The sequence below is a fragment of the Thiothrix subterranea genome, from assembly GCF_016772315.1.
Taxonomy (GTDB): domain Bacteria; phylum Pseudomonadota; class Gammaproteobacteria; order Thiotrichales; family Thiotrichaceae; genus Thiothrix; species Thiothrix subterranea.
The window spans coordinates 3,730,912-3,755,532 of the sequence record NZ_CP053482.1 but is presented as its reverse complement, the minus strand read 5'-3'; the positions used below and the strand labels follow the sequence as shown (position 1 = coordinate 3,755,532).

The 24,621-nt window shown below is 52.2% G+C and carries 19 protein-coding genes; 7 read left to right on the top strand and 12 right to left on the bottom strand.

Annotated features, from left to right (window positions below; translation table 11 throughout):
- Nucleotides 1–9: 9 nt before the first annotated feature.
- The 4 genes from HMY34_RS18510 to HMY34_RS18495 form a co-directional block, all read right to left on the bottom strand.
- The gene (locus tag HMY34_RS18510; RefSeq protein ID WP_202716888.1) at nt 10–2,043 is read right to left on the bottom strand and encodes an NHL repeat-containing protein; all 2,034 of its coding nucleotides are present in this window, start codon (nt 2,041–2,043) and stop codon (nt 10–12) included.
- Between the two features lie 106 nt (nt 2,044–2,149).
- Nucleotides 2,150–2,878 carry a cytochrome b/b6 domain-containing protein gene (locus HMY34_RS18505; RefSeq protein ID WP_202716887.1) on the bottom strand — a complete coding sequence of 243 codons (729 nt, stop codon included), beginning with the start codon at nt 2,876–2,878 and terminating at the stop codon, nt 2,150–2,152.
- Nucleotides 2,865–3,614 (bottom strand): 4Fe-4S dicluster domain-containing protein, encoded by a 750-nt coding sequence (locus tag HMY34_RS18500; RefSeq protein WP_202716886.1) that lies wholly within the window; start codon nt 3,612–3,614, stop codon nt 2,865–2,867. The genes HMY34_RS18505 and HMY34_RS18500 overlap by 14 nt, the downstream gene beginning before the upstream one ends.
- Nucleotides 3,615–3,627: 13 nt before the next feature.
- Nucleotides 3,628–5,928, bottom strand: a complete 2,301-nt coding sequence (locus HMY34_RS18495; protein ID WP_202716885.1) for a molybdopterin-containing oxidoreductase family protein — start codon at nt 5,926–5,928, stop codon at nt 3,628–3,630.
- 269 nt (nt 5,929–6,197) lie between these two features.
- On the opposite strand from HMY34_RS18495, the gene HMY34_RS18490 reads away from it, so the two are divergent.
- From HMY34_RS18490 to HMY34_RS18480, 3 genes are all read left to right on the top strand, one after another.
- Nucleotides 6,198–6,593, top strand: a complete 396-nt coding sequence (locus HMY34_RS18490) for a DUF6858 family protein (protein WP_202716884.1) — start codon at nt 6,198–6,200, stop codon at nt 6,591–6,593.
- Nucleotides 6,594–6,601: 8 nt separating this feature from the next.
- Nucleotides 6,602–7,576: an SLAC1 anion channel family protein gene (locus HMY34_RS18485; protein WP_202716883.1), complete on the top strand. Its 975-nt coding sequence runs from the start codon at nt 6,602–6,604 to the stop codon at nt 7,574–7,576.
- Nucleotides 7,577–7,670: 94 nt separating this feature from the next.
- On the top strand, nt 7,671–9,338 hold the full coding sequence (locus HMY34_RS18480) for a glutamine--tRNA ligase/YqeY domain fusion protein (protein ID WP_202716882.1): 1,668 nt from the start codon (nt 7,671–7,673) through the stop codon (nt 9,336–9,338).
- Between the two features lie 5 nt (nt 9,339–9,343).
- Here HMY34_RS18480 and HMY34_RS18475 read toward each other — a convergent pair whose 3' ends face one another.
- Nucleotides 9,344–9,628 carry a hypothetical protein gene (locus tag HMY34_RS18475; protein ID WP_202716881.1) on the bottom strand — a complete coding sequence of 95 codons (285 nt, stop codon included), beginning with the start codon at nt 9,626–9,628 and terminating at the stop codon, nt 9,344–9,346.
- A 48-nt stretch (nt 9,629–9,676) separates the two neighbouring features.
- Nucleotides 9,677–15,043: a DUF7379 domain-containing protein gene (locus tag HMY34_RS18470; RefSeq protein ID WP_202716880.1), complete on the bottom strand. Its 5,367-nt coding sequence runs from the start codon at nt 15,041–15,043 to the stop codon at nt 9,677–9,679.
- Between the two features lie 230 nt (nt 15,044–15,273).
- On the opposite strand from HMY34_RS18470, the gene HMY34_RS18465 reads away from it, so the two are divergent.
- A complete protein-coding gene (locus HMY34_RS18465) occupies nt 15,274–15,630 on the top strand; it encodes a septal ring lytic transglycosylase RlpA family protein (RefSeq protein ID WP_202716879.1) in 357 nt (118 codons plus the stop codon).
- A gap of 258 nt (nt 15,631–15,888) precedes the next feature.
- Here the strand turns inward: HMY34_RS18465 and HMY34_RS18460 are convergent, their stop codons facing one another.
- Nucleotides 15,889–18,780, bottom strand: a complete 2,892-nt coding sequence (locus HMY34_RS18460) for an SUMF1/EgtB/PvdO family nonheme iron enzyme (protein WP_202716878.1) — start codon at nt 18,778–18,780, stop codon at nt 15,889–15,891.
- Between the two features lie 197 nt (nt 18,781–18,977).
- Between HMY34_RS18460 and hflK the strand changes: the two genes are divergently transcribed.
- Nucleotides 18,978–19,973 carry an FtsH protease activity modulator HflK gene (gene hflK / locus HMY34_RS18455; RefSeq protein WP_228287916.1) on the top strand — a complete coding sequence of 332 codons (996 nt, stop codon included), beginning with the start codon at nt 18,978–18,980 and terminating at the stop codon, nt 19,971–19,973.
- On the top strand, nt 19,970–20,971 hold the full coding sequence (hflC, locus tag HMY34_RS18450; RefSeq protein ID WP_202716877.1) for a protease modulator HflC: 1,002 nt from the start codon (nt 19,970–19,972) through the stop codon (nt 20,969–20,971). Before hflK ends, hflC begins: the two co-directional genes overlap by 4 nt.
- Here the strand turns inward: hflC and HMY34_RS18445 are convergent.
- The 3 genes from HMY34_RS18445 to HMY34_RS18435 form a co-directional block, all read right to left on the bottom strand.
- Nucleotides 20,968–21,450: a LabA-like NYN domain-containing protein gene (locus HMY34_RS18445; protein ID WP_202716876.1), complete on the bottom strand. Its 483-nt coding sequence runs from the start codon at nt 21,448–21,450 to the stop codon at nt 20,968–20,970. The two genes, hflC and HMY34_RS18445, sit on opposite strands and share 4 nt — an antisense overlap.
- 16 nt (nt 21,451–21,466) lie before the next feature.
- Nucleotides 21,467–21,901, bottom strand: coding sequence for a hemerythrin domain-containing protein (locus tag HMY34_RS18440; RefSeq protein ID WP_202716875.1), 435 nt, complete (start codon nt 21,899–21,901; stop codon nt 21,467–21,469).
- A gap of 184 nt (nt 21,902–22,085) precedes the next feature.
- Nucleotides 22,086–23,015: an Rpn family recombination-promoting nuclease/putative transposase gene (locus HMY34_RS18435; protein ID WP_202716874.1), complete on the bottom strand. Its 930-nt coding sequence runs from the start codon at nt 23,013–23,015 to the stop codon at nt 22,086–22,088.
- Nucleotides 23,016–23,239: 224 nt separating this feature from the next.
- On the opposite strand from HMY34_RS18435, the gene HMY34_RS18430 reads away from it, so the two are divergent.
- Nucleotides 23,240–23,830 carry a hypothetical protein gene (locus HMY34_RS18430; RefSeq protein ID WP_202716873.1) on the top strand — a complete coding sequence of 197 codons (591 nt, stop codon included), beginning with the start codon at nt 23,240–23,242 and terminating at the stop codon, nt 23,828–23,830.
- Nucleotides 23,831–23,946: 116 nt separating this feature from the next.
- Here the strand turns inward: HMY34_RS18430 and HMY34_RS18425 are convergent, their stop codons facing one another.
- Entirely contained in the window at nt 23,947–24,339 is a 393-nt protein-coding gene (locus HMY34_RS18425; protein ID WP_202716872.1) for a type II toxin-antitoxin system VapC family toxin, read from the bottom strand.
- A 2-nt stretch (nt 24,340–24,341) separates the two neighbouring features.
- Complete coding sequence (locus tag HMY34_RS18420) at nt 24,342–24,578, bottom strand: DUF2281 domain-containing protein (protein WP_202716871.1); 237 nt, start codon at nt 24,576–24,578, stop codon at nt 24,342–24,344.
- Between the last annotated feature and the right edge of the window lie 43 nt (nt 24,579–24,621).

Below are 24,621 nucleotides of genomic sequence, written 5' to 3'. Positions count from 1 at the left end.
TTCAGTTCATCAGACCGGAGCCAGCACAAAGGCGATCGTGGCAGAAGCATCGTATTGACTCTGCCTACCTTCCCCATTGATGATATTTGCCGCCACATAAACATGCTCAGCAAAACCCGCAACACCCGGCGAAGCAATGCAAGTTCCCAACAAGTCCGTCACCGATGCCGCCGCCCGATTGGGTGCGCTCGCAACATTGCCCCCCATGCTTGGCGGAGTTAATGTGTTTACGCCTTTAACGAGACTGAAGCTGTAGCTTGCATACCCGGCTGGATGTGACGCGGTGAACGGCATGACGACTGTTCCCGGCGATCCCGGCGTATAGCGTAAGGTTCCGCAATTCGGATCAGCCTCAACACCACCTAAAGTTGGCAAGCCGATAGTTGCCACACACGACTGGTTATTCACCATGATACTGATTGAAGCAGTGCTGTCGCGAAACTCACTCCCCGTGGCATCCACAAACCGGATAGTGATTATATGCGACGAATCAGACAAGCCGACTGTGTTCAGTTGCAAGCCGAGTGCTGGGCTTAACCATAAAAACAGCTCGGACGGTGAGCGTACCGGGAAATATCCAGCTCCCCCCGCTACGCTGGTGGCTGCTTGGGTGCGCACTTGGTAACGCCCCAGAACGGCATTCCAGCGATAATCCGTATACCCATCGAAGCGGGGCGTGCCATCCACCAACACCTGATAAAACCTCGCACCCATTGTAAAAGCGCGTTGATGGTTAATCAGCAGCGGTAGCGTGCCGCCGAATGGCATCTTATTGAACTGGTAAGGGTAAGTGGGGTCAGCCGTTGTATCTGCCAAACCATCAATAATCCGATCAAAAGGCACTTTGCCAATGCCCATGAACAACGGGGCAGCAGACGATATAACCAGCCCGGCAACATTGAGTTCGCCGATTTCAGCATCACAGCAAATCAGTAATTTACCCGGTGCGATGACAGCCGTACTGGAAGGATTATTGGGCAACCCTGTTTCCACCCGCGAGACCACCGCTGGCGTTTGCGTCAGGTCGATGGCAGCAAGTCGTTTGGCAGTACCGCGTTCGGTGACGAACAGCCGTTCCTCGCTGGCATCAGCCCAAGTCAAAAAGAATGGCTGAACCAGCTCAGTCGCCACAACCTGCTTAGTGCCGGTGCTAAACGTGATCTTGACGATGCGCCCGCCTTTCTCAGTTTGCTCACTCACGTAGGCGTGTTGCCGGTCTGCGGTCACGACCAAACCAACCGCATTATTCAGGTTGGTTGCCAACGGCGTGATTGTCCCGTCAGCAAGCCTGATCCGCACCAGCCTGCCGACTGATGTAAACTCGACCACATAGGCATAACCGTTCGCTTCATCCAGATACATCTGTTGCGGTGCGGTCAAACCGCTGGCGAGGACAGTGGCACTGGCACGGTTGGCGCTGCCCAACGGTACTCGCAAGAAATTGCCGCTGCGTTCGGTCACATAAGCGCTGGTTTCACTGGCAGTCGCCGCAATGTCTTCAGGTTCGGTGTAACCAGTACCTAACACCCGGTACTTGGAGCCAACCCGGTAAGTCGCCCAACGCACCGTCATGTTGTAACCGTAATCGAGCACCTGCACCTTGGCATAATTGCCCGCATTGGTCAGCACCGCAAAAATGTTGCCATTCGTCAGTTGGTTACTGGCATCCGTACTACCCGGAATCGGTGTGGTGCTGAAACTGAGGGTCTGGAGCGTGGCATGGGTGACGCTGCTCCAGTCAACCTGCCCCAAGTTAACGATTTTCGCACCATTGACCGGCTTCATCTGCCGTTCTGTCGCGGTCATCTGTTCCCACCAAATGTCACCAGCCCCACCAGCACCGCCCAACGTGCCGGTTTCGCAGTCAAATATCCACGTACCCTTGAGCACGATTGTCCCTTGCGACACCGTACTCACCAGCGGTCTAATGAGGTCAATGACAGAAATTTTGCCGCTGTATTCGACAAACAACAGTTGGTTTTGCAGCGGCAGATGACGGCAACCAATAGCGCCGCCCAGCCCATTAACGATTTGCGTGATCATCACATTCTCCCCATCTAGCATAGTGTTTAAGTTAACCGTTTGGTTGACTCTATGCCGTTGGGAGAGGCTTATATATCCCGTAAACTAGGTAAATTAAGGCAATTGTTCAAACCTTCCCCTCGCGCTCCAACTCCGCATACCACAAGGGATTATGGTGCTTGATAAACGCAACTTCCGCCTCGCCCGATTTCATGGTTTCCAGCGATTCCGGCTCTTCCACCACCGCAAAATAGATATGCGCCACCAAGCCCAACAATACCAGCAACACCGCTGCCAAATGAATCACCAACGCCCAGCGGAACACGCCCCCCAAGACCCCCGCTGATCCGGCAAAATCCAGAAGCATGGGGCTGAGGAACAAATACATCCCCGTCACCGCAATCGCCAGCGAACACGCAATAATCATCGTCCCCAGCAAACGTTGCGCCCCGTTGTAACGCCCTTGCGGTGGCACGCTTTTGTGTTTCAGCAAGCCAAATAAATGCGCCAGCGTGATCACCATCGAACTCACATCCGCGATCGCTGCCTTAGGCGTTAACACCAACACATTTTTCAGAAACGGCAATACCACTCGCTTGAAATTCAACAATGCATACACGCCAATCACGCCTGCCCACACCATGCCACCGATGCCGTGCAGCAGCACCAAATTGGCATTGCCCCCCAGCAGGTTTTGCAGGAATGTCGGCCAGAATGCCGGAGCAAGGCGCACAAAATCGCCGGAAATAATGCCAAAGCCAGTCAATACCAGCGTCAGCCAGAAGAAAGCGTTGAACCAATGGATCGCAATCACATCCTTGGTACGCACCTTAATGGTGGGTTTAGTGCTGCTCATGGCTGACCTCCTTGTTACTCACGTCTTGGCGACGGTCGATCAATTTTTTAATACCTGCACCGAGGAATACCGCCATCATCCCGCCGATACCCAGTGTCCCCAGCGGGTTAACGATGTTTTCCATCAGCGTGCCGGACAAATGCCGCTCATTCAGCTTCGGCATCACCGTGTCAGGAATCGCTTTGCCCGCTGTGTAGTAATAATGGTTAGGGCCAATATTGACCTCATCCGTCACCAGTTTTTGCCATTCTTTGGCTTTCAGCAATTGGGAAACCTCAGAATTCGGGTCATTGGCATCACCAAAAATCAGCGCACGCCCCACACACGTCTCCACGCACGCAGGCTGCAAGCCCTTGTCGATGCGCGGCTGGCAGAACGTGCATTTGCTAATGGTATTCGTCACCGGATTCAGCCATCGCGCTTCATACGGGCAAGCCGGAACGCACAATTCGCAACCGGAACAAATGGCATGATCCACCAACACAATGCCGTCGTCACGCTTCCAGGACGCACCGGAGGGGCAAACCTCCACGCACGGCGGGTCGTCGCAATGCTGGCAACGACCGGGGAATAATTGCACTTCCGGCAACCCCTTGGCATTGACGTATTCGACTTCCTTCACCCAGTCACGCGAGTAACCCAGCGGGGTATCCCATTCCGCACGGCAAGCGACTTCGCACGCCTTGCAGTTAATGCAGCGGGTGGTATCCGCCAACATCACGTATTTTGCAACCATGTTATTCGCCTCCTCAGACTTTAGTCACAGTGACCATGTTCATACCCATCGAAATACTGCCAATGTGTTTTTCACGGGTATCCGATGCCAGCAACGAATCCGACAACCCTTTGCCGACTGCCGTGGTCATGCGCGTATCCCAATGCCCAAAACCGTGTACCGTGAACACCGTATCCGGGCGGATGCGCGGCGTGACTTTGGCGGCAATCTTGCCACCGCGCCCTTTGGGATCCTTGACCTCCACCGTCTCGCCATCGCTAATGCCGAGCTTGGCGGCAGCGTCCGGGTGTATCCACAACAAGTTTTCCGGCATGAAATAGTTCAACCAGATATTGTCCTGAGTCCGCGCATGGGTATGGAAACCCACCCGCCCAAAGGTAAAATGGAACTCACCGTCCTTAGGGCGTGGCTGCTCTGCCCACTCAATCGCATCCGCCATGCCCAGTGCTTGTAACTGGCTGGGAATCAGCTCGATCTTGCCGCTGGGGGTCGGGAATACCGACTTACCGCCGTGTTCACGCGGGAAATTGATTTTGGGGTCGGCGGGAATTTTGATAACGCCCTTTTCCTTCAATTCTGCCAGCGACAAACCCGCTTTTTTCAGGCGATCTTCCAGCAATGCCTCAATGGAATCGTGTGGGAACCACGCCTCTAAGCCCATGCGTTGTGACAATGCTTTACAGATGTCCCACGAGCCTTTGGTATCATGCAACGGCTGCATCGCCGGTTCGCGCAACGCCACAAACCCTTCCTGCATCCCACCGGTTTGCAAGTCGTCGTAACGCTCCAGATAGCTCGCTTCCGGCAACAAGATGTCGGCGTAACTGTTCATTTCGTTGGGGATAACATCGGCAGCGACGTAAAAATCCATATTCAGCAAGGCTTTACGAATAGTGTCGTAGTCGGTGCTATTGCTGAAGCCGTTACCCCCCGCCGTCAACAAGGCTTTAAGCGGGTAAGGATCCTGTTCCGCCATTGCCCGCCACATTTCATTGGTTAAACCGTACTGGGCATTCGCCAGCGGCCAACGTCCGACCACACCTGCGCCATCTGCCCGCTGGATTTTACCTTCCGCATCGGTAGCAAAGGGCGTTTGGGCGAAATCGAAATCACCGCCCGTTTCACCGCGAGCCACATGCGCGTGCGGAAATTCCGGCAAGGTGATTTCAGGGATTTTGAAGGTTTGCGGCGTAAAAATTCCGCCAGTACGATCCCACACACCGAATAGCGAGTTGAGGATCGAAATGCTCATGCCCGTCCCTAAATCATTGGAACTGCGCGTCAAGCGGCGCGGGCTATAGACCAAGACGGCAGGGGCTTTCTGTGCCATTTCGAGCGCAATGCGGCGCACCGTGTCCGCCGGAATCGTAGTGATTTCTTCCTGCCATTCGGGGGTGTATTGCTCGACTTTGGCAGCCAACTCATCCAAGCCGGTGACATATTCGGCGACAAACTGCTTGTCGTACAGGCCGCCTTTAATCACCACATGAATCAGTGCCAGCAAAAAGGCATGGTCAGTGAGCGGGCGAATCGACAGCCACTCATCGGCTTTGGAGGCTGTGATGGTGTAACGCGGATCCACATAAGTCACTTTCGCGCCATTCGCTACGCCATCAATCCAGCCGAGGGTTTCGCCGTTGTGCAGGGATTCGGTGACGTTACGCCCCATCATCAGGAAATATTTGCAGTTTTCCAGATCCAGCGTTTCATTGCCGCCCAGTTCGCGCCCCGCTACCAACATATTGGCAACCCCGCGTGGCCCGCAGCATAGACCAAAAACCGGGCTGGTCGTGTTGGGTGTACCGAAAGCGTGGGCAAGGCGGTGATAAGGCTTTTCCCACGTACCGTGACCAATCATCACCAATGCTTGCGGGCCGTATTTTTCCTTCACCTTATTGAGTTCGTGCGCTACTTTGTCGAGTGCTTCATCCCACGGCATGGGTCGCCATTTATTGTCGCCGCGTGCGCCGGTACGTTCCATTGGCTGCTTCAAACGGTTGGGCGCAAACGCCACCTGAATGCCGGAATTGCCTTTGCCACACACCACGCCTCGATTGAGCGGGTGTTCCGGGTTGCCGTCGATTTTGAAAGCTTTGCCGTCACGGGTGCGGACTTTCAAGCCACAGCGCCAGTAACACATGTCACAAAACCCCCAGTGTTCTTCGTAATCCTTGAGGGTTTCTAGTTCGTGGGGGGCATGGATACGCGCTTGCGCATCAAGGCTTAACGCAGCCGTTGAAGCGACTGCCGTTCCCATCATGCCTTTGAGAAAGGCGCGGCGCGATGCCTTGCCGGATTGATTTGATTCCTGCACGTTTGACTCCTACTAGCGCGATACAACGATGTTCATTGACATCTGTTTATAAGGCGTAGTCTGCGGGGCGAGGCACAAATCAACCTTGTTAAATCGCAAGGTTTTGTTGAGTATTGTTTGACTTACATCATGAAAACCACGATTGTTGCGCGGCGATGAACGGTGCAATACCTTAGTGCTTTAGTTTGCTATTTTTCAATGCCAAACCAGCTATCAACCGCTAGAATCGCCCCTACTTTTAGCTTTTTACTCTTTTAGAAGGAATCCCCATGAAACAAATGATGCTGCAAGAAAAATACCCCGTTTTCACGATGGAAGTCGGCAAAAATGAAATTGCCCACCGCACCGTAGACGGCATTGTTGACTATTTCTTAGCGAAAATCGCCGAACACCCGGTGGCCCAATTCATTGCGGTTTTCGACCACTACGCGCACACCAAAGCGCTGCCACAAGGCGAAATCGCTGCCGACATTATCGCGGCTAAAAACGTGGTGTTCTGCTTCGGTACGCATTTACCTAACCCGCAAGTGCTGGCAGTCCGCCCCCGCGCCATTGGCATTGCTGAAAAAGCCGATACTTTCGTCATCAGCTTTATGGAAGCGCCTATGCCGCTTGCCAATAATGCGATGGAAGCTTGGGCAAAAGCATTAGTCATTAACGACTGAGGATTGGCATGATGGAACACACTCCTGCACCACACGGGCGCTTAGCCTTTTTACCCATCTCGTTCTTTTCGGTGGTAATGGGCTTATCCGGTTTAACGATTGCGTGGGAAAAAGCCCAGCACGTGTTTCACCGCGATTTGGGTATCACTGTCGGGATGCTGGCAGTGACTGTCAGTGTCTTCGCGCTGTTATTCCTGCTGTATGTGAGTAAAGCGTGGCGTTACCCGCAGAGTGTGGCGCAGGAGTTGGCGCATCCGGTCAAGCTCAGTTTTTTCCCGACCATTTCGATCAGTTTGTTGCTGATTGCGACGGCGTTGTATGGGGTGAATGCTGAGCTTGCCCTGCCCGTCTGGGTGGCGGGAACGTTATTGCATCTGGTGTTTACGCTGTATGTGATTAATAAATGGATGCACCACGAACATTTTCAGATTCAGCACATTAACCCGGCGTGGTTTATTCCGGCGGTGGGGAATGTGCTCGTGCCAGTGGTTGGCGTGCCGCTTGGTTTTGTGGATGTGTCGTGGTTTTTCTTCAGCATCGGCATGTTTTTCTGGCTGATTTTAATGACGCTGGTGTTTAACCGCATGATGTTTCATCAGGCGATTGATGCGTTTTTGCTGCCAAGTTTGTTCATTTTGATTGCGCCGCCAGCCGTTGGCTTTATTGCCTATATGCGTTTAGAAAATGAGCTGGATGCATTTGCGCGAGTGTTGTATTTCTTTGGTTTGTTCCTGACCATTTTGCTGTTTAGCCAAATTGGGCGGTTTGCGAAATTGAAGTTTGGAATGCCTTGGTGGGCGTATTCGTTCCCGTTGGCGGCGATTACCATTGCCAGCTTCATTATGTATGAACAGTCGCAGGCGGCGACGTACCTGTGGATTGCCAGCGGTTTGTTGGTGTTGCTGAGCGTGTTGGTGATTTTGCTGGTGACGTTGACATTACGTGCAATAGTGCGTCACGACATCTGCAAACCGGGGCATTAAGCACCACAACGCAAATGGGTGAGCACCGCACTGGACAACGGCGGTGCTTAATAGTCTAATTCCTGCATTGCAATAATCGACAAGAACTACCCCCATGAGCGAAGAAATCAGCAAACCACTCAATTTTATTGAACGTATCGTCAAAGAAGACGTTGAAAGCGGCAAAATCACCAATGTGCGCACGCGCTTCCCCCCCGAACCTAACGGCTACCTGCACATCGGTCACGCCAAATCCATCTGGCTGAACTTCGGGCTGGCACAGAAATTCGGCGGCAAGTGCAACCTGCGCATGGATGACACCAACCCCGAAAAAGAAGACGAAGAATACGTCGAATCCATCAAAGCAGATGTGCAATGGTTGGGTTATCAATGGGATGGCGACGTGCATTACGCCTCCGACTATTTCGACCAGTTGTATGATTGGGCGGTACACCTGATCAATGCGGGCAAGGCGTTTGTATGCGATTTGACCGCTGAAGAAATGCGGGCATACCGTGGCAATTTGACCGAAGCCGGTAAAGAAAGTCCGTTCCGCAACCGTTCCGTGGAAGAAAACCTCGAACTGTTCACCCAGATGCGTGACGGCGCATTCCCTGACGGTAGCCGCACCTTGCGCGTCAAGATTGACATGGCATCCTCCAATATCAATTTGCGCGACCCGGTGATTTACCGCATTAAACGCGCCACGCATCACCAAACGGGTGATAAATGGTGCATTTACCCGTCTTACGATTACGCGCACGGGCAAAGTGACGCTATTGAAGGCATCAGCCATTCCGTCTGCACGCTGGAATTTGAAGTGCATCGCCCGCTGTATGACTGGTTTATCGACAATATTCCCGTGCCTGCGACCCCGCACCAGTACGAATTTTCGCGCCTCAATATCAATTACACTGTCACCAGCAAGCGCAAGCTCAAGCAATTGGTCGATGAAAAGCACGTTGACGGCTGGAATGACCCGCGTATGCCGACCGTTTCGGGGTTGCGCCGTCGGGGTTTCACCCCCAAAGCCATTAACGATTTCTGCGAAATGGCAGGCGTGACCAAGGTCGAAGGCGTGGTGGATCTTGGCATGTTGGAATTCGCCATCCGCGAAGACTTGAACAATATTTCCCCGCGTGCCATGTGCGTATTGCGCCCGCTCAAAGTCACCTTGACCAACTATCCTGATGATCAAGTGGAAACCATGACAGCGCCCGTGCATCCACAAAATGAGGCGATGGGGACACGCGAAATGCCGTTCTGCCGCGAGATTCTGATTGATCAGGACGATTTCCGCGAAGAAGCCAACAAGCAGTACAAGCGTTTGGTATTGGGTAAACGAGTACGCCTGCGTAACAGCTACGTGATTGAGGCGGATGAGGCGGTGAAAGATGCCGACGGCAACATCATCGAAATTCGCGCTCGCGTGATTGAAGACACGGTTGGCAAAGACCCAGCCGATGGCGTGAAAGCCAAGGGCGTGATTCATTGGGTATCAGCGCGTGATAACGTGGATTGCGAAGTGCGTTTGTATGACCGTTTGTTCAGCGACCCTGCACCGGATGCGGGCGGCAAAAACTTCTTGGAATTCATGAATCCGCACAGTTTGGAAATCCTCAACGGCTGCAAAGGCGAAATCGGGCTGGCGAAGGCCACGCTGGAAGACCGCTATCAGTTTGAGCGTGAGGGGTATTTTGTGTTGGATTCCAAGTATTCAGCGGCTGAGAAGCTCGTGTTTAATCGGGTAATTGGATTGCGGGATACTTGGGAGAAGAAGTAAACAGGTTAGAGCTTGAATGACAGCAGCATTGCTGCAATAAAAGCCGCCAAATATACCCACGGGAAGGCGATTAGGTAGGTGATGAGGTGGGTTGTGCCTGTGGCATACGCCCACCATGCGCCGATGCCTGAAATCGCAAAGGCTAGTGGTACGCCAAACGCTGCGATCAGTAATGCGCCAGCCCACGCGACCTGCATATTGGCGATGCTCATAACGCTGCCCATCGCCAAGAATGCGCCGAGAAGAACGCCGATCACACTGACGAGGGTGTTGATCCAGAGTGTTGTCATTGGTGTTTCCCCTGTATTGATTGGGTAGCACAATATCACAAAAACACCTTATAATTTCTCTTCGATCTCCATCAACGCCATCACTACCGGGCGCAATTGCGGCTTCTCCTCCTGAAACTCACCCAACATCGTGCGCAAGAAATCCAAATGTTCACGCACAAACCGCAATTGCCGGGGTGCTGCCCCGCGCCCCACCGCTTGCACATAATCGGTCACCACTTTTTGCACCTGAATGGTTTCGTTCAAACGTGCCCCAATCAAATAATGCAGCAAGCTGTATTCCGCACGGGTAATCCCCGAACAAAACGCCGCCATTCCCCGCTCGCCCGACTCGGCACATTGCCGCGCTTGTTCCAGCCAATGCTTGAGTTCCTGCCGATCCAATTGCTTCACATGCCCGCGCAAATAACGCACCACTTTGCACGTCAACCAATTAATCAGCGGATATCCCGCCACCGCGTGGGTTTCCTGCAAAGCAAACTCATGCGCCCGCCGGTACGCTTGCTCCATTTCGCGCAACGCATTCGCCCGCTCCTCGCCCGTGACCATTAAGGCGCTACGTTTCCAAAACTTGCCCACCTCTTCAAAGCGTTGCAGGCTATTTCCCAAACCATCCAGCAATTGCAGAGTTTTGAAACTGTCCGACATTAATGCTGCGGGGGATTCTGCCAAGCGCGTTTCCGGTGCTGCCACCCTGCCCTGCGCCCATGCCAAGGCCAGCGCGGTTTGCACACTCACTTTGTCTTCCAGCAAGATCACCGGGTAATCGGCTTGCGGCGAATCCAATGCTGCCTGATACGCATCCAGCGCCGGAACAAACATATCCAACTTGCCGTAAGCCCGCCCCAAGGCATACAAAATATCGGCATGAGCCAGCCATTCCGCCGGAATCGCCCGATGCAATTGCGGCAAACGTTCCTGCAACCACACAATATCCCCCGGTTGCGCGGTATCGGCGGCATGAATCAGGTTTTGCAATTCCGCCACCACCTCGACTTCCGCTACGAAGCGCCAGCTATCCACCGTCTTATCATCGGCATTGCTATCCGGTTGGCGGCTCAACAGTTTGTAATCCGGGTCGCCGTAACACTGATAAGCACCCCACGTATTACTCTGCGGGTATTGTTGCCAAGTTTCGCGCCGTGCCAACAAGGTTGCCATGCCAAACGTATGCCCTTGCAATAGCGCCTGGTAACACTGTTCGGCAAACACTTGCGCCGCACTGTCATTAATCGCCCAGCCCGCCGCAATGACAGCCCGCACCCCCATACGAATTAATTCTTGCGCCAAACTTGCCGCTAATTTGCTGCGGTCGCTGCTCACAGCGGTTTGCACCTCGGCGCTCATGAAATCCATTTGCGCCAAATGACAGCAATTGATGAAGGCTAATTCCGGCACTTTGCGCATCTGCCCAATTTCGACCGGCGTGAGGAAAATGCCATCGCCCAACACCATGCCGCTGACTTCCAACGCGCTCTCAGGGTCAGGGCGGTAGCGGTAAACCCCATGCCCCGCCAAATGCAGCACGCGATAATCGCCCGTGTGCAACGCTTTTAAAATGGCGTGTGAATCCGTGCCAATTTCGCGGGTCACGGTGCTGAAACCACCCGATTCCAGCAAGTTTGCTACGGTTTCAGCCTCCTGCCGGGCGGCGGGCAAGCGCACGAACTCGCCATTCACAGGCGGATCGCCGATCACCAACGCCGAACGTTCCAAGGGGTTTACCACATGCTGGCGGTATTGCCCCACCTGTAGCTGACGCACCAACCCAAACCGCACCGCCAACGGTTGTGATTCGTGGTCAAAACGGTTGTAGAGCAATTCCCACGGGTAGGCAGACGCGGCGCTATCCAACACCATCACCAAATTTTCGGCATTCGGCGCTTGTTCTTTCATCGCAGCGGGCAGCAATAATTCAAACAAAATTTTGCCGGTATCCGGGTCATCCGCGCTGGAGGTGATGGCTTTGTCGATAAACTGATCCACCAACTTGCGCTGCGTGGCTTGCAATACCAACTCGGCGCGAGCCTTATCGGTCAGCGCGGTGTATTTCAAACCCTCGGCGCTCGCTTCCACCTGAATCCGCCGCCACCAACCCGGCGGATCGTTATACATCACCCGCCGCCGCTTCCCCAGTAAGCATTGCATCAGGCTCTTAACATTGAAATCGTTGCGAAATTCTGGCAGCAATACGAAATCTTGCACCAAACGCGCCGCTTCCACCGCGCGATCTTCGTACAGCTCGATGAATTCCACCACCTGCAAACGCAAGCGCAAGCCGCGTTCGCTCTTATCCAACGCCTGATTCGCTCGCGCAATTGCCCGCAAAATTGCCGTAATCGAATCTGCCAAGGTCACACTGCCGCCGCCCACCGTCCCAATCAACAAGGTCGCCACATGCACCGGCAAAGCTTCCGCCTCTGCCAACGGATTGCTCGGTGGAGTTTGCTCCAAGGCTTCACGGATTTTCAGCGAATAATCCATCAGCGCACGGGTAAAACTCGCGGTTAATTCCCCCGCCGTCAGCTTGCCGACTTCACCCAGCCCGACAATCACTGCGCCCCCCGGTTTTTGCCCCGGATTCAGGAACACGTGTGACGTACCCAATTCACCCGGATACAAGCCCATGCGATGCAATTCACCGAGCCGCCCCTGCAAACGCTTATCCAGCAAAGCCTCGGCACTGAGGATGGAATCCCCTGCGTAATGCCCGACCACCACCGGATGCGTAACTTGTTCCAGATTGCCATGCACCACGCGCACTTCCACGGGTGAACGCACTTCTGCTTGCGTCATGCGGGTGTGGTAGCCCAAGGCCGCTGCCAACAATTCCTGTTCATCGGGAAACAATTCATTGCGCAGGGTCGGCAACCATTCCCCCGTCGCTTTGCCGATAGCGGGCGGCTGAGTCGCCAATTGCCGTGACACCCCATCGTCAAGTAAATATTGCAAGGTCTGAAAATGTTCGCTGTGGCTGGCCATGCGCCCGTGTTCCACCGGCAAATACCAAGTCGGCAATTTCGCGGGCAATTCCCCCCACAAGCTCACGCCATCCCCCGCACCACTGGCATGAAAACGCCAGCCACCTTGGTGTTCCGCCACTTCATCCGGCGTAAGACTCGACTTGCCATACAGGTACAACAGGCGTTGTGTATCCAGCTCTACCGCGCGTAACTGTTCGCGTATTCGCCGTGCATCCGCCAGCAAATGGCGGGCAGGCCAGGTGTGAAACGCTTCCCCCAGCAAGGTTTGCCAACGTTCTTCGTGCAAATACGCCGCAGGCAGCAATTCCAGCACACCGGGGTAACGCGCAAACTGCTGTGCCAATGACTGCGCTTCGCGCTCATCCATGCGCCCATCCAGCAAATTCAACAGGCCCAGTAAACGGTGTTGCCCCAGCAACAATTGCACCGCCGTATACGTTCCCTGCAAGGGCGTACCCAGCATCACCACGCGGCAATCCGCCTCTTCGCGCAAGCGTTGCCACACCTTGGGCGCTTCACTCATCAACGCCAAAGCCACCAAGCCCCCGCTGGAATGCGCCAGTAACCTCACCACCAATTTGCTATTGCTGGTTTTGGCTTGATCTAACTCCTGTTCCAGCGCATCCGCCAGCCGCCGCCCCGCTTCTGCAAACGAACGCCGCCAATCGTAGGCAAATTCCACCAGCGTATGACTAGCCGCTAACATAGTGAGCAAAGGACGGTACGGCGCTTCCAACACCCCTTCGGCTTGCACCCCGGCACTGTCGATTTGCAGGCGCGAAAAATCCCCCCAACTCAATGCCGACATATCCAACCAGATGGGTGTGTCGTTGATTTGCAGCGTCGACCCCATGAAACCGGGCAGAAAATACACCGTGCTACGCTTGGCGGCTTGCGCATCACGCCCAGAACGCGCCGCCGGACGTGCCACCGGTGTCTCGGTCAACAGCGGACGCAAGCGCAAATCGGTATCGGGGTGTTGCAAGGCACTGAGCAAACGGTCGCGCACTTCGCCTTTACGAAAATAATTGAAATGGCTGCTGTCATCGCCCTGATCCAGATAAAACCGCATCCCCCGCAAGCGCCGCGCCCCGCCGTACATTCCCGCCGTATTCACCACAAAATCGTTTTCTTCACCGAAAAAGCGCTGCGTCACCCATTCCTTAAAATGCCCTAACAAAGTCGAGGCACGCATATCCCCCGAAATCACGGTCATGTCAGAATCGAGCTGTACATCCGGGCGATTCAGCAAACGGATTAACGGGGACGCGGGCATCATCGCCTCCAACCCTGGTAATTCTTGCGGATTGGTACGCTTGCGAGCAGTTGCCATCAACACCATGCGCACAAATTCCGCTAACATCTGAAACCGAGGCGCTGGAATAAAATTCAATACATTGAAAATCACCGACAGATTGTCTTCCAGCCGTTCCGAGGCTAACACCGTGCCACGCCCCGGACACGCTACCCTTGCAAAGCGTTCCACCTTAATGTGTTTATCCGTCAGCAAGGCGGCAATTTCTTGCAATCCTTGCAGATCATGGAGACGCGCCTGATGCTCAAATAGCTGGAGTTCCGCCTTGGAGAAAATCTCCTCGCTCTCCAAAAACTTAGCGCCGGACTCGCGAGTTTTACGCTGCAACACGCCTTGGCAAAGCAATTCCCCCACCAAGCCGCCGCGTGAATGGCTAATCAGGTGCAAGCGCGTGTGTGGCGGCAATAAGCGCAACACTTGTAACGCATTTTGCACCGGGCTGACAGTGAGGGTGTGGTGTTCCAGCGCAAACACTTGCTGACCGTAAGGCGCGAACAAACGTTGCAACCAAGCGGCGGCATTGTAGCCTTGGCGCGATTCCCACAATTCGCCGAAACTGCCATCGGTGCTGGAAAACGTGCCGTGCAAAAACAGCAATACCGGCTTGCTGGTATCAATGTCTCCGGCTTGCGTGACCAACTCCAGCGTTAATTGATCGGTATTGTGGCAGCGATACACACCCGGTTGCGGAATTTTGCGGGTTTCCAACTTGTCGATTAACACCTCCGCCAACGCATCGCTCATGTCGCTGACTGGATCGACGTTCAGTACCCGCAGAAATTTCAATACCAACCCGACCACACCGCGCTGGTTACTCACATCAAAACTGGCGGGCGTGAGCATGAATTCGCTGCTGGCAGAGCGGCTGGTTTCTTGTCTGGCTTGCGCCCGTAATTCGCCCGCTCGCACCCAACGTTTGAACCCGCCTTCAAATTCGAGTTCGACTAAGGTGTCAGGGTCAAGGTTGTTGAGTTCGACACTTTTACCGCCACTGCGTAGGGCTTCTAGCGTGACTTCTTGTTGGCAGATAATGGTGAGAATATCGGCATAAGCGCCGTGCGTTTTGAGTGGAAAGTCTTGCCCGGTCAACTTGCCACTGATCTTGATAGAATCCATGCGTCCCCCGCATTATTTTTCGGCTGCTTATTGTTTAGTACAAAACGGGGGGTTATACAATAGGAAACGCCACGCGGGGATGACGTCGATAGTGCCTAAAGCGTTTATAATTCTGAAAAGTTTCAGAGAAAAGTGTTCATTTATTTTGGCACTTTCGGGGGGAATCATGATTATTTTTACGTGGCTGACAAGCGTACAGTCAACACAGACAACGGAAACATGGGGGCATCATGAATAAATCCAGCACTTTACTGCTATTGTCCTGCTGCTTTCTGGTCGCTTGCCAAACGCTTGGAACGGGGATGGCAGGCAAGGCTTCGTACTATGCACACCAATACCACGGTCGCCCGACTGCCAGCGGTGAACCGTACAATATGTATGCGATGACCGCCGCTCACCCCAGTTTGCCTTTTGGCACGTTGCTGCGTGTGACCAATCTGCAAAACGGGCGTTCTGTCGTAGTACGGGTGAATGACCGTGGCCCTTTCAAAGCGGGGCGGGTTGTCGATGTGTCGTTGGCAGCGGCGGAACAGCTTGGGTTAATTCTGCCGGGTACGGCGGATGTGCGGCTGGAAGTCATTCGATAACAGGGTTAGGCAATACACGGGGAAATTGTCTGAACTAAGATTTTCAGGATGAAAAGATGGGCAGGATAAAGAATCATCGCCACCCGCTATCCGAAATTTCTCCCCCATCCTACTAATCCTTTCATCCTATAAATCCCAGTTCAGACAAACGCAGCTTGCGAAAGCACATGCTGAAGCAGTTCAGGTGGTGAAAAAAAATCTTCAGCCGCTACGCGGCTGACAGGGGTACAGTGACCAGCAAATCAGTGATCAATAAAGTCAATGGGGGAAACAACACAACAACCGAAAACCCAGATTGAAGAAACGATCGTGCGGATGATCGTAGGAGCGCGAAGAAGAGCGGCAATACACTGAACTGAGGCTCCACGCGCCGCCCCGAACCACACGAACACCGCCAGAAACATCAGCAGTAGTTATCTGGGGTTCATCATACTTATTGAGACACCATTCCCAGACGTTGCCGGACATATCCATCAAACCATAGGGCGACTTACCTTGAGGGTAAAGACCAACCGCAGAAGTTTCCTGTAAGTTGTATGTTCCAACTTCACTATACGTTTCGTTGATATTCGCATAGCCTGTTTTGTAGCCGTTACCCCACGGGTATTCCCGACCATCCGTACCCCGTGCGGCTTTTTCCCATTGCTCTTCGGTGGGCAGACGAATATCCAAGTCCAGCTTTTTAGACAGCCAGCGGCAGAAAGCCATCGCCTCATACCAATCCACCTGCTCCACCGGACGGTTATTTTCTTTCCAATATGGCTCATGGGGCGTTTCCGGTTTTTGCAGATCTTGCCACCAGCCATCATTGCCGTAACCATCGTCAGCTACCACAAAAGCATGAAATTGAGCATTCGTGACAGGGTAACGACTCATCCAGAAAGTATCGAGGGGCAACTTTTTACGCTTGCTATCTTGATAGATAAACTTGCCTGCGGGAATTTCTACCCAATCAATATCAGGCAAACCTTTGGTATTCAGCCCTACCCCTTTACGCTTATCCAATGTCAACCTAGCAATGGCTGTGCCAATAGCCATACGCGCAGAGGGATTAGGGTCAATTTCCACATTGGTCAAGCGTGACAACCAAGGCGCAGCCAAACCAACAACAGTAGCGGGTTCACAACCAACGCCACTTTCCAATATGCAACGTGCTGCCAGTTTGGGATTAGCCTGCTTCAGCCAATCCACAACCGGAGAACAACCCTTTGGATACAAACCTGCCAACAAAATAGTGGGTTCTTCCCAGCCCGTTGGCTCCCACCAATTGTCTGATTTCCAGAAGGTAGCTGCATCCAAATCTTTCGCATCCAAACGCTGTTTCATCCCCACCGCAATAAAATAGTCCTGCAACAATTGGTGGCTAAAGCGGATGTCTTCACCAATCTGTTCCAGCACATTGCAGCGGATGGCGAGTTTCAACCATTGTTCATCATAATCCATGACGGCTAAGGCATCAGGGCGTGAGGTACTGGTTTGTGCCTGCATTGCCCATGCCAGTTTTCCAATCAGGGTTTCCAGTTGCTTACCGCCATCCTGCAAGCGTTCGTTGTTATTTTTAGGTTCATCGGGGTCTACTTCCCGACTGATGAGTTCTTGGAAAAAGGCTTCTAGCAATTGCCCTCGATTATCTGGAATCGCTCCCTTTTTGTCATACACCATCATCAACATCGACAACAAGTAAGGATTACTCGCCAAACGCATCAGGCTATGTGGATTATTCTTTACCTTGTCATACCAAATTTTGTCTTGCGGAGCTGAAGTCTTACTATAAACATTGGGGTTTTCACGAGGAATATCCTCACCATCCCAGAATTGTTTATGGCTTGCCCCAAGCTGTTCCCATCGCTGCCAAACATCACGCACACTTTGCCCACCCGCAATTTCCCAAAACAGTTCCTCTGCTTTTTGTCCAAGATATTCGGGATTATCTGCCTCCAGATATTGGCGGATAAAAGTTTGGATACGGGGAATATCGAGCGGCTGAATATGCAACTCCGGCAGCGGCAGGCGCACGTCATCACTGTAATCATCCTCACGGCAGGAAGCATAAGCCCGCACCTGCGGATGCTTGCTCAGAAAATCCCGGATTTGCTCGCCTTTGACTTGTTGCTGCATGATGGGCAGTTCATTAAGACCATCAAGAATCAGCAGAATACGATTTTGTTCCAACAGTTCAGAGAAACTGTTACCCAACATACTCTCAACAACATTGGTTTTGGCAAAAATAAAGTCCTGTAAGGATTGCCCGCCCAGCACCCAAAAACCGAGGCGTAAAATAACCGGGACTATACGCTGCTTTCGTTCCCTATGCTTATTTGCCCTAATCTCATCATCTGCCAATTTCCATAGAGTCGTGGTCTTGCCAGCACCCGGCTTGCCGAGAAACACCCCTTGCCCGGTTTCATTCAAGGCTTCGAGAATATTGTCAAACGTTTTTTCTGCCAACAATTCTTGTTCACGGCAACCACTGAAAGCAGAGTCAAGAATCGCGAACTTTCGCTTGCCGATAAAAGGCTTTCGTCGAACAGGTGGCTGCGCCCGCACCCGCTTCTTGCCATACATGCTAGTGTAGGCATCCATGCTATGCAAAAAGGTATCCTGCACCCAACCAAGATAGGCATCGACACGGGTTTCTAGGGTGTCACGTACTGGCGGACTCCCCAAAGGCGGCAACGGGTTGTATTGCACCCCCTTAATCAAATCGCATACCTGCTGAAACGCATCCGGCAAGGTGTAAATGCTGAAATCCCGCAGCTCACGCGGTACATCGTCACGTTTCCCATTACTGGGCAGCACAGGAATAAATTTCAATCCGTGGTTGTGAAAATAATCTTCATACAGCGTCTGTGAAATGACCACACCCTCAAATGCCACGCCACGCCCGGTATCTTCCAGATTTTCCAAATTGCGCTCGTAACGGTTTCGATATTTCGGTGTGCATACCATCAACACATGCTTAGCATCGCGTACTGAATCCCGCATCCACTTAGTCCAGCCTTGCGGCGGAAATCCCGGTAGAAAGTGCTGATCAAGCAGGCATTCTATCCCTTGCTCGGTACGCAAACGGTTTGCCAAACGCAACACAAACTCACGATGCGCGTCATCATCATGGCTATAACTGATAAAAACTCTGATTGGCTGAGACATAACCCGTGCAATTCCCCTGCTTAAAATCCCTCACAGATTAATACCAGAATTTAGCCAAACCCGAAACCACCAACATGCCAATGCAATCTTTATCCGCCGACAACCCCATTTCCTCGGAAGCTTCTCGCTAAACCACACAGTACGGCGTAGAGTCATGATCATAATCACAAAACTTTTATGACCGGAGGGAATTCCGCGTGAACCCAATACCATCCTTTCCCATGACCTCGCGACCACGCTTACCACGCTTCAAGCTAATGGGCATTGCCCCTGTGATCATTATCCTGCTCGGCATCACCGCCTGGTCATCTTGGTACACCGTCCCCAGCGATTCCGTCGCCATCGTGCAACGCTTCGGAAAGTTCAAAGCGGAAGTCCAACCCGGTTTGCATTTTAAAATTCCCTTGGGCGTGGATGTCGCCACCATTTTGCCAGTCAAACGCCAATTAAAACAGGAATTCGGCTTTTATACGGAAGGTGCAAGCAATGTCGACCAATACTCCGACAATCCAGCGGCGGAATCCCCGATGGTCACAGGCGATTTGAATGTCGCACTGGTGGAATGGGTAGTGCAATACCGCATTGCTGAACCCACCAATTATTTATTTGCGGTGCGCGAACCGGGCATTACTTTGCGCAATGCCTCGGAATCGGTGATGCGCGAAGTGGTCGGGGATCGCACTGTCGATGAAGTTCTCACCATTGGGCGGCAAGAAATCGAAGCCGAAGCATTGGTCAAACTCCAGCAACTCGCCACCCGTTACCTGATGGGCGTGAGCATCGACCAAGTGCAATTAAAGAACATTAACCCGCCACGCCCAGTGCAAGAATCCTTCAACGAAGTCAACCAAGCGCAGCAGGAAAAAGAAAAGCTCATTAACGAAGCCCGCCGCGATTACAACAAAGTCATCCCCTTGGCGGAAGGTGAAAAAGACCAGCGCATCCGCGAAGCCGAAGGCTACCGCCTCAAGCGCGTCAACGAAGCCGAGGGCGACGTAGCACGTTTCAACGCGGTATTCACCGAATACCAAAAAGCCCCCGACATTACCCAACGGCGTTTGTATCTGGAAACCATGCAAGCCATCTTACCCGGCATTCAAAACAAAATCGTGGTGGATGAAGGCATGAAAAACCTGTTACCCCTGCTCAACCTCAACACCTCACAGAAAACCCCAGCGGAGGCAACACCATGAACCGTTTACTCCTAGTGCTTGCCGGTTTGCTGGCGTTTGTGTTGTTCAATGCGTTCTATACCGTGGGTGAAGCGCAGCAAGTAATCTTGACCCAATTCGGCAAGCCGGTGAAAGAACCCGTGACCGAAGCAGGTTTGAAAATGAAAATCCCGTTTATTCAAGAGGTAAACCGCATCGACAAACGGGTACTGCCGTGGGATGGCAGCCCTTCGGATATGCCGACCAAAGACAAGCTCTACATCTCGGTGGATTTGTTTGCCCGCTGGCGCATTGTGGAACCACTCCCCTATTTCCTGCGGTTACGCGACGAACGCAGCGCCTTATCGCGTTTGGATGACATCCTCGGCAGCGAAACCCGTAACGCGGTTGCCAAACACGAATTGATTGAAATTGTACGCACCACCAAAGGGCGTGTTCCCCTCAAAGACCCGACGTTGGTGGAAGGTGCGGCAAATAGCGCAGATACCAACAATGTGGTGGGTTCACTTGTGCCAATCCAAAAAGGGCGAGTCTTGGTTGAACAAGAAATCTACAAAGCCGCTGCGGAAAAGCTCAAAGTGTTCGGGGTGGAATTGCTGGATATTCGTTTCAAGCGCATTAATTACAATGCCAGTGTCGAACCCAAAATCTACGAACGCATGATCAGCGAACGCCGCCAAATTGCCGAACGCTTCCGCTCTGAAGGCAATGGCGAAGCGGCACGGATTCGCGGCAATATGACCCGCGACCTGAACCGCATTCAATCCGAAGCTTATCGCCAAGTGGAAGAGATTCGCGGCAAAGGCGATGCGGAAGCTACCGAAATTTACGCCAAGGCTTATAACCAGAGTCAGGCAGCGGCTGACTTTTACGCCTTTACCCGCACCTTGGATGCTTATCAGGCGGTTATGACACCGGATACCAGCCTGATTTTGTCGACCGATAGCGATATTTTCCGCTTGCTCAAAGGCACTGCGGCATTGCCGGAAACGTATGCTGCGCCACCGTCAGGGGATTAGCGTTTGCCCAATAACAGGCTGTCGTCAATCGGCACGTAACGGGTCGCGGCATTGATGAGGGAATTGGCGGTCAAACCGGGGACACCATACGCCTCAGTTTCCACACCGTAGCGTTGGTATGCCCGCAGCAGCAACATATCGAAATCGCCATCGCCGGATGCCAACACGATAATGTCGGTGTTGGCGGCGGCTTCGATCACATCCAGCGTGATGCCCACATCCCAATCGCCTTTGGCAGAACCGTCGCTGCGCTGGATATAGGGTTTGAGTTTCACCTCAAAACCAATCGCCCGCAGGATGTTTTGAAACTGCATTTGCTTTTCGTCACCGCGCCCAATCGCATAGGCACGCGCTTGCACCACTTCACGCCCGGCGGTGGCTTGCGCCCAGAAACGGTTGTAATCGAAACTGCATCCGTAAGCAGCGCGAGTGGTGTAGTAGATGTTTTGTACATCGACGAAGAGACTGACTTTTTTCATTCAACCTGAGCAACCATTACTTCGACATAGCCGCTTGTACTGCCCGCACGGTGGGGTAGAGATGTTCCACTTCGTCTTCAATCCGGTTGAATACCAGTTGGAACATTTCACGGGTATCTTTCACGAACTGATCATGGTCATTGATGCGCAATTCCTTATTCTTGCTCCAGCGTTTGAGGTACTGCCCAAATACCCGCTTGATTTCACCCGAACCGGAAAGGAATTTATTCGCTGTATTGCGGATGTTCTGATCACTATGCAATAACATGGACTGGTACAGTTCACGCTCTTCCAGATCCAGATGCTCTTTCACCTGGTCAACGTAAGAGAAAAACAGGTCACAGGTAACTTTCAAGTCGCAAACGGAACGCTCGTCAATCAAATGACAAAGTACGTTGGAAAGCTCGGTGATTGTGTCATTCTGCTGATTAAGTTCGGTAAATGAAACCATGGTATTGCCTTTCGTTATTTGCTAGGAGTGGGAGAGCGCCAATATGGTTTGGCTTTTGCCACCTGTTAGTGGATTTGCGATACGAATTTAGCGCATAGCCGTAGATTTCACAACATGCGTTTCAGGAACTGCTCGGTAAGCCAACCGTTGCCACAGCCTGTCTACAACGCCCAGATCCAACTTATCACGCCACAGATTGGCGTAATGCACTGACTTCCTTTACTGTCAAACCTGTTTTCAAAGCAATCGTTGTATCGTCCAAAATATCCAACAAGCTACGGGCAAAATTTGTTTTGCTTTCTAGCAATGCTTTTTCCGCTGTTACTGCTCGTTCTTCCGCTGCTTGCCGTTTTTGTTCCGCTGCTTGCCGTTTTTCCTCAGCCTCTATCAGCTTTATTTCCACCGCTTTCCTTTCATCGTGTAATGCCCGCTGTATCCGCAGAAAATCGTAACGTTGTTCCTGCGCTTCCATTTCTTCTTCGGTCAGCCCGGCTTGGTTGGCAATACCGAAAGCATCCACAATACAGGGGTCTGTTTTGAGTGAATCTGGCACATAATCAAGACTACCCGCATTCTTGACGAAATATACCCATTTGTCACTGATATTGACCAAATCCACCAGTTCCTTGGTGAACTTGGGTAGTTCGATGAACACCAACTCCAAATCACCGCTGTAGTGTGCCAGTGTCTGTTTTTCAAGTAGACGGTAATGGCTGAACACTTCTGACTGGTCGGGGAACATCACAAAGTCAGTCAGAGTCAAGGCAATAACTGGGTTCAGTAAGTGGTATTTTTCACCTTTGCCGAGTTGCGCGGAATAGGCTTTGGCGGCGTTGTAGAGCACACGCTTTTCAAAGCCTTCCACGTTCAGCACCTGCATTTCGATGATTACGGTACTGCCATTGGCGCAAACTGCCTTAACATCGACGTAAGTATCTTTCATACCAAGGATTTTTGGTGCTTGGTATGGGTCGATAATGGTCAGATCAGTGATTTCATCACCATTGTGGTAGTCCAGCAGGGCGTTGAGGAAACTGATCAGAATCGGCTTGCTCTGTTCGCTGCCGAACACTTTTTTGAAGGCGAAATCGGTTTTTACATCGAGAAAGCGCATGGCGATAAGTCCGGTGAAGTAAGTACAGACACATTATAGCAGACTTGCCAATCTGCTATAGTCGGTTGGCAGGCCGATGTCCATATCGAAATGTCGCAATTGAGGAATGCCATTGATGTGTATGAGTTCGGGCAAATTGTAGGTGGTGCTCCCGTTGTAGAATCAGATGCTCGTACCATACCATTACCACACAACGACTAATAACTACGATTTAAGAATACATAATGATTGACGAAAGAATTATCATCAGCGACTTGGCAGATGAACTCCAAGTTCGCAAACAGACACTTTTTAAAGTATTGAAACGCATAGGAATTCAAACAGTCATGCGTCGCGAAGTCAGTCGTAGAAACCAAAATGTTGCGACGATAACATCAAGCGAAGCTTCTGCAATTCGGGATGAACTGCGCCGTACCACTGGATCGAAGCAGCCAAACCAATCCGATGAAAACAGTACGACTTTTTGCGCTGATGACGTTGGGATGTTCTATTTGATCCAATTAGAACCGGAATATGACTCTGGTCGGTTCAAGGTCGGGTTTACAACATCACCTGATGGTCGTCTCAGAAAGCACCGATGCTCCGCACCTTTTGCCCAATATTTGCAGGATTGGCCTTGTCGCCGTACTTGGGAAAAAGCTGCCATAGATTGCGTAACAAATGGCTGCGAGCAACTTCACACAGAAGTATTTCGCACCACGTCCATCGCTGAAGTTGCAAGCAAAGCTAATGCTTTCTTTTCCATCATGCCAACAATGGATGCGTCACTTTCATTGATTGAAGACTCAGAAGAACCCTATATAGCATCCGCTTGAGGAACTGCCCAGTAAACGACTCTTCAGTTTCAGCGACTTCCTTCTATGTTCCACATCCCCCACGACTGCCGCGCCTATGGTAGCTTACTCACCGCGCCACCGTAGTCTGCCTGCTGCTAGGGCGGATAAGGCAGAAGCTGCAATCCATCAATAAAGCGGTAATCCTTCTGATTCTTACTAATCAATGGGATACCTGCCTCTATCGCAGTAGCAGCAATCAGCCCATCAGGAATCAGCAAACCGTGGCTCAAGCGGTATTGTTGCAGTAACTCCAAGCCCCGCTGTGAAATACTTGCCGACAAATGGATAACCTGAAAACGCTGCAAGAATTTGGCAAGTTCGCGCTGCTCAGTTTTGTTGCGGCAACCTACCACCAACTCCATTTGAGTCACGATACTGACAGCAAGACCGGAAGTTGATTCGAGATTTTGCAATACGGTAACTGCCATCTCATCTTTGTGTGCCGCATCAATCAGAATATCCGTATCGACTAACGTCCACTCAGCCATCCTTAGCCCCATTCCTTGCTGCGTAACTCGCGTACCCACTGGTTACTATCCTGCATGTCCTTACGCTCACGCCACATGCCGATGAATGCCTCTTGCGCCAAGGCTGCACGCGCAACTTTCTTTTTTACAGGCTTGGCTTTTTGGTAACGAACTTTCAGAAAATCAATGAAATCGGCAACTTGCTGTTGCGCATCTGGGGGAAGGGAAGAAAAGCCCTCCATCACCGTTTGTGTATTCATGGCTAACCTCATGACGACAATGATTTTTTACATGATTGGTACT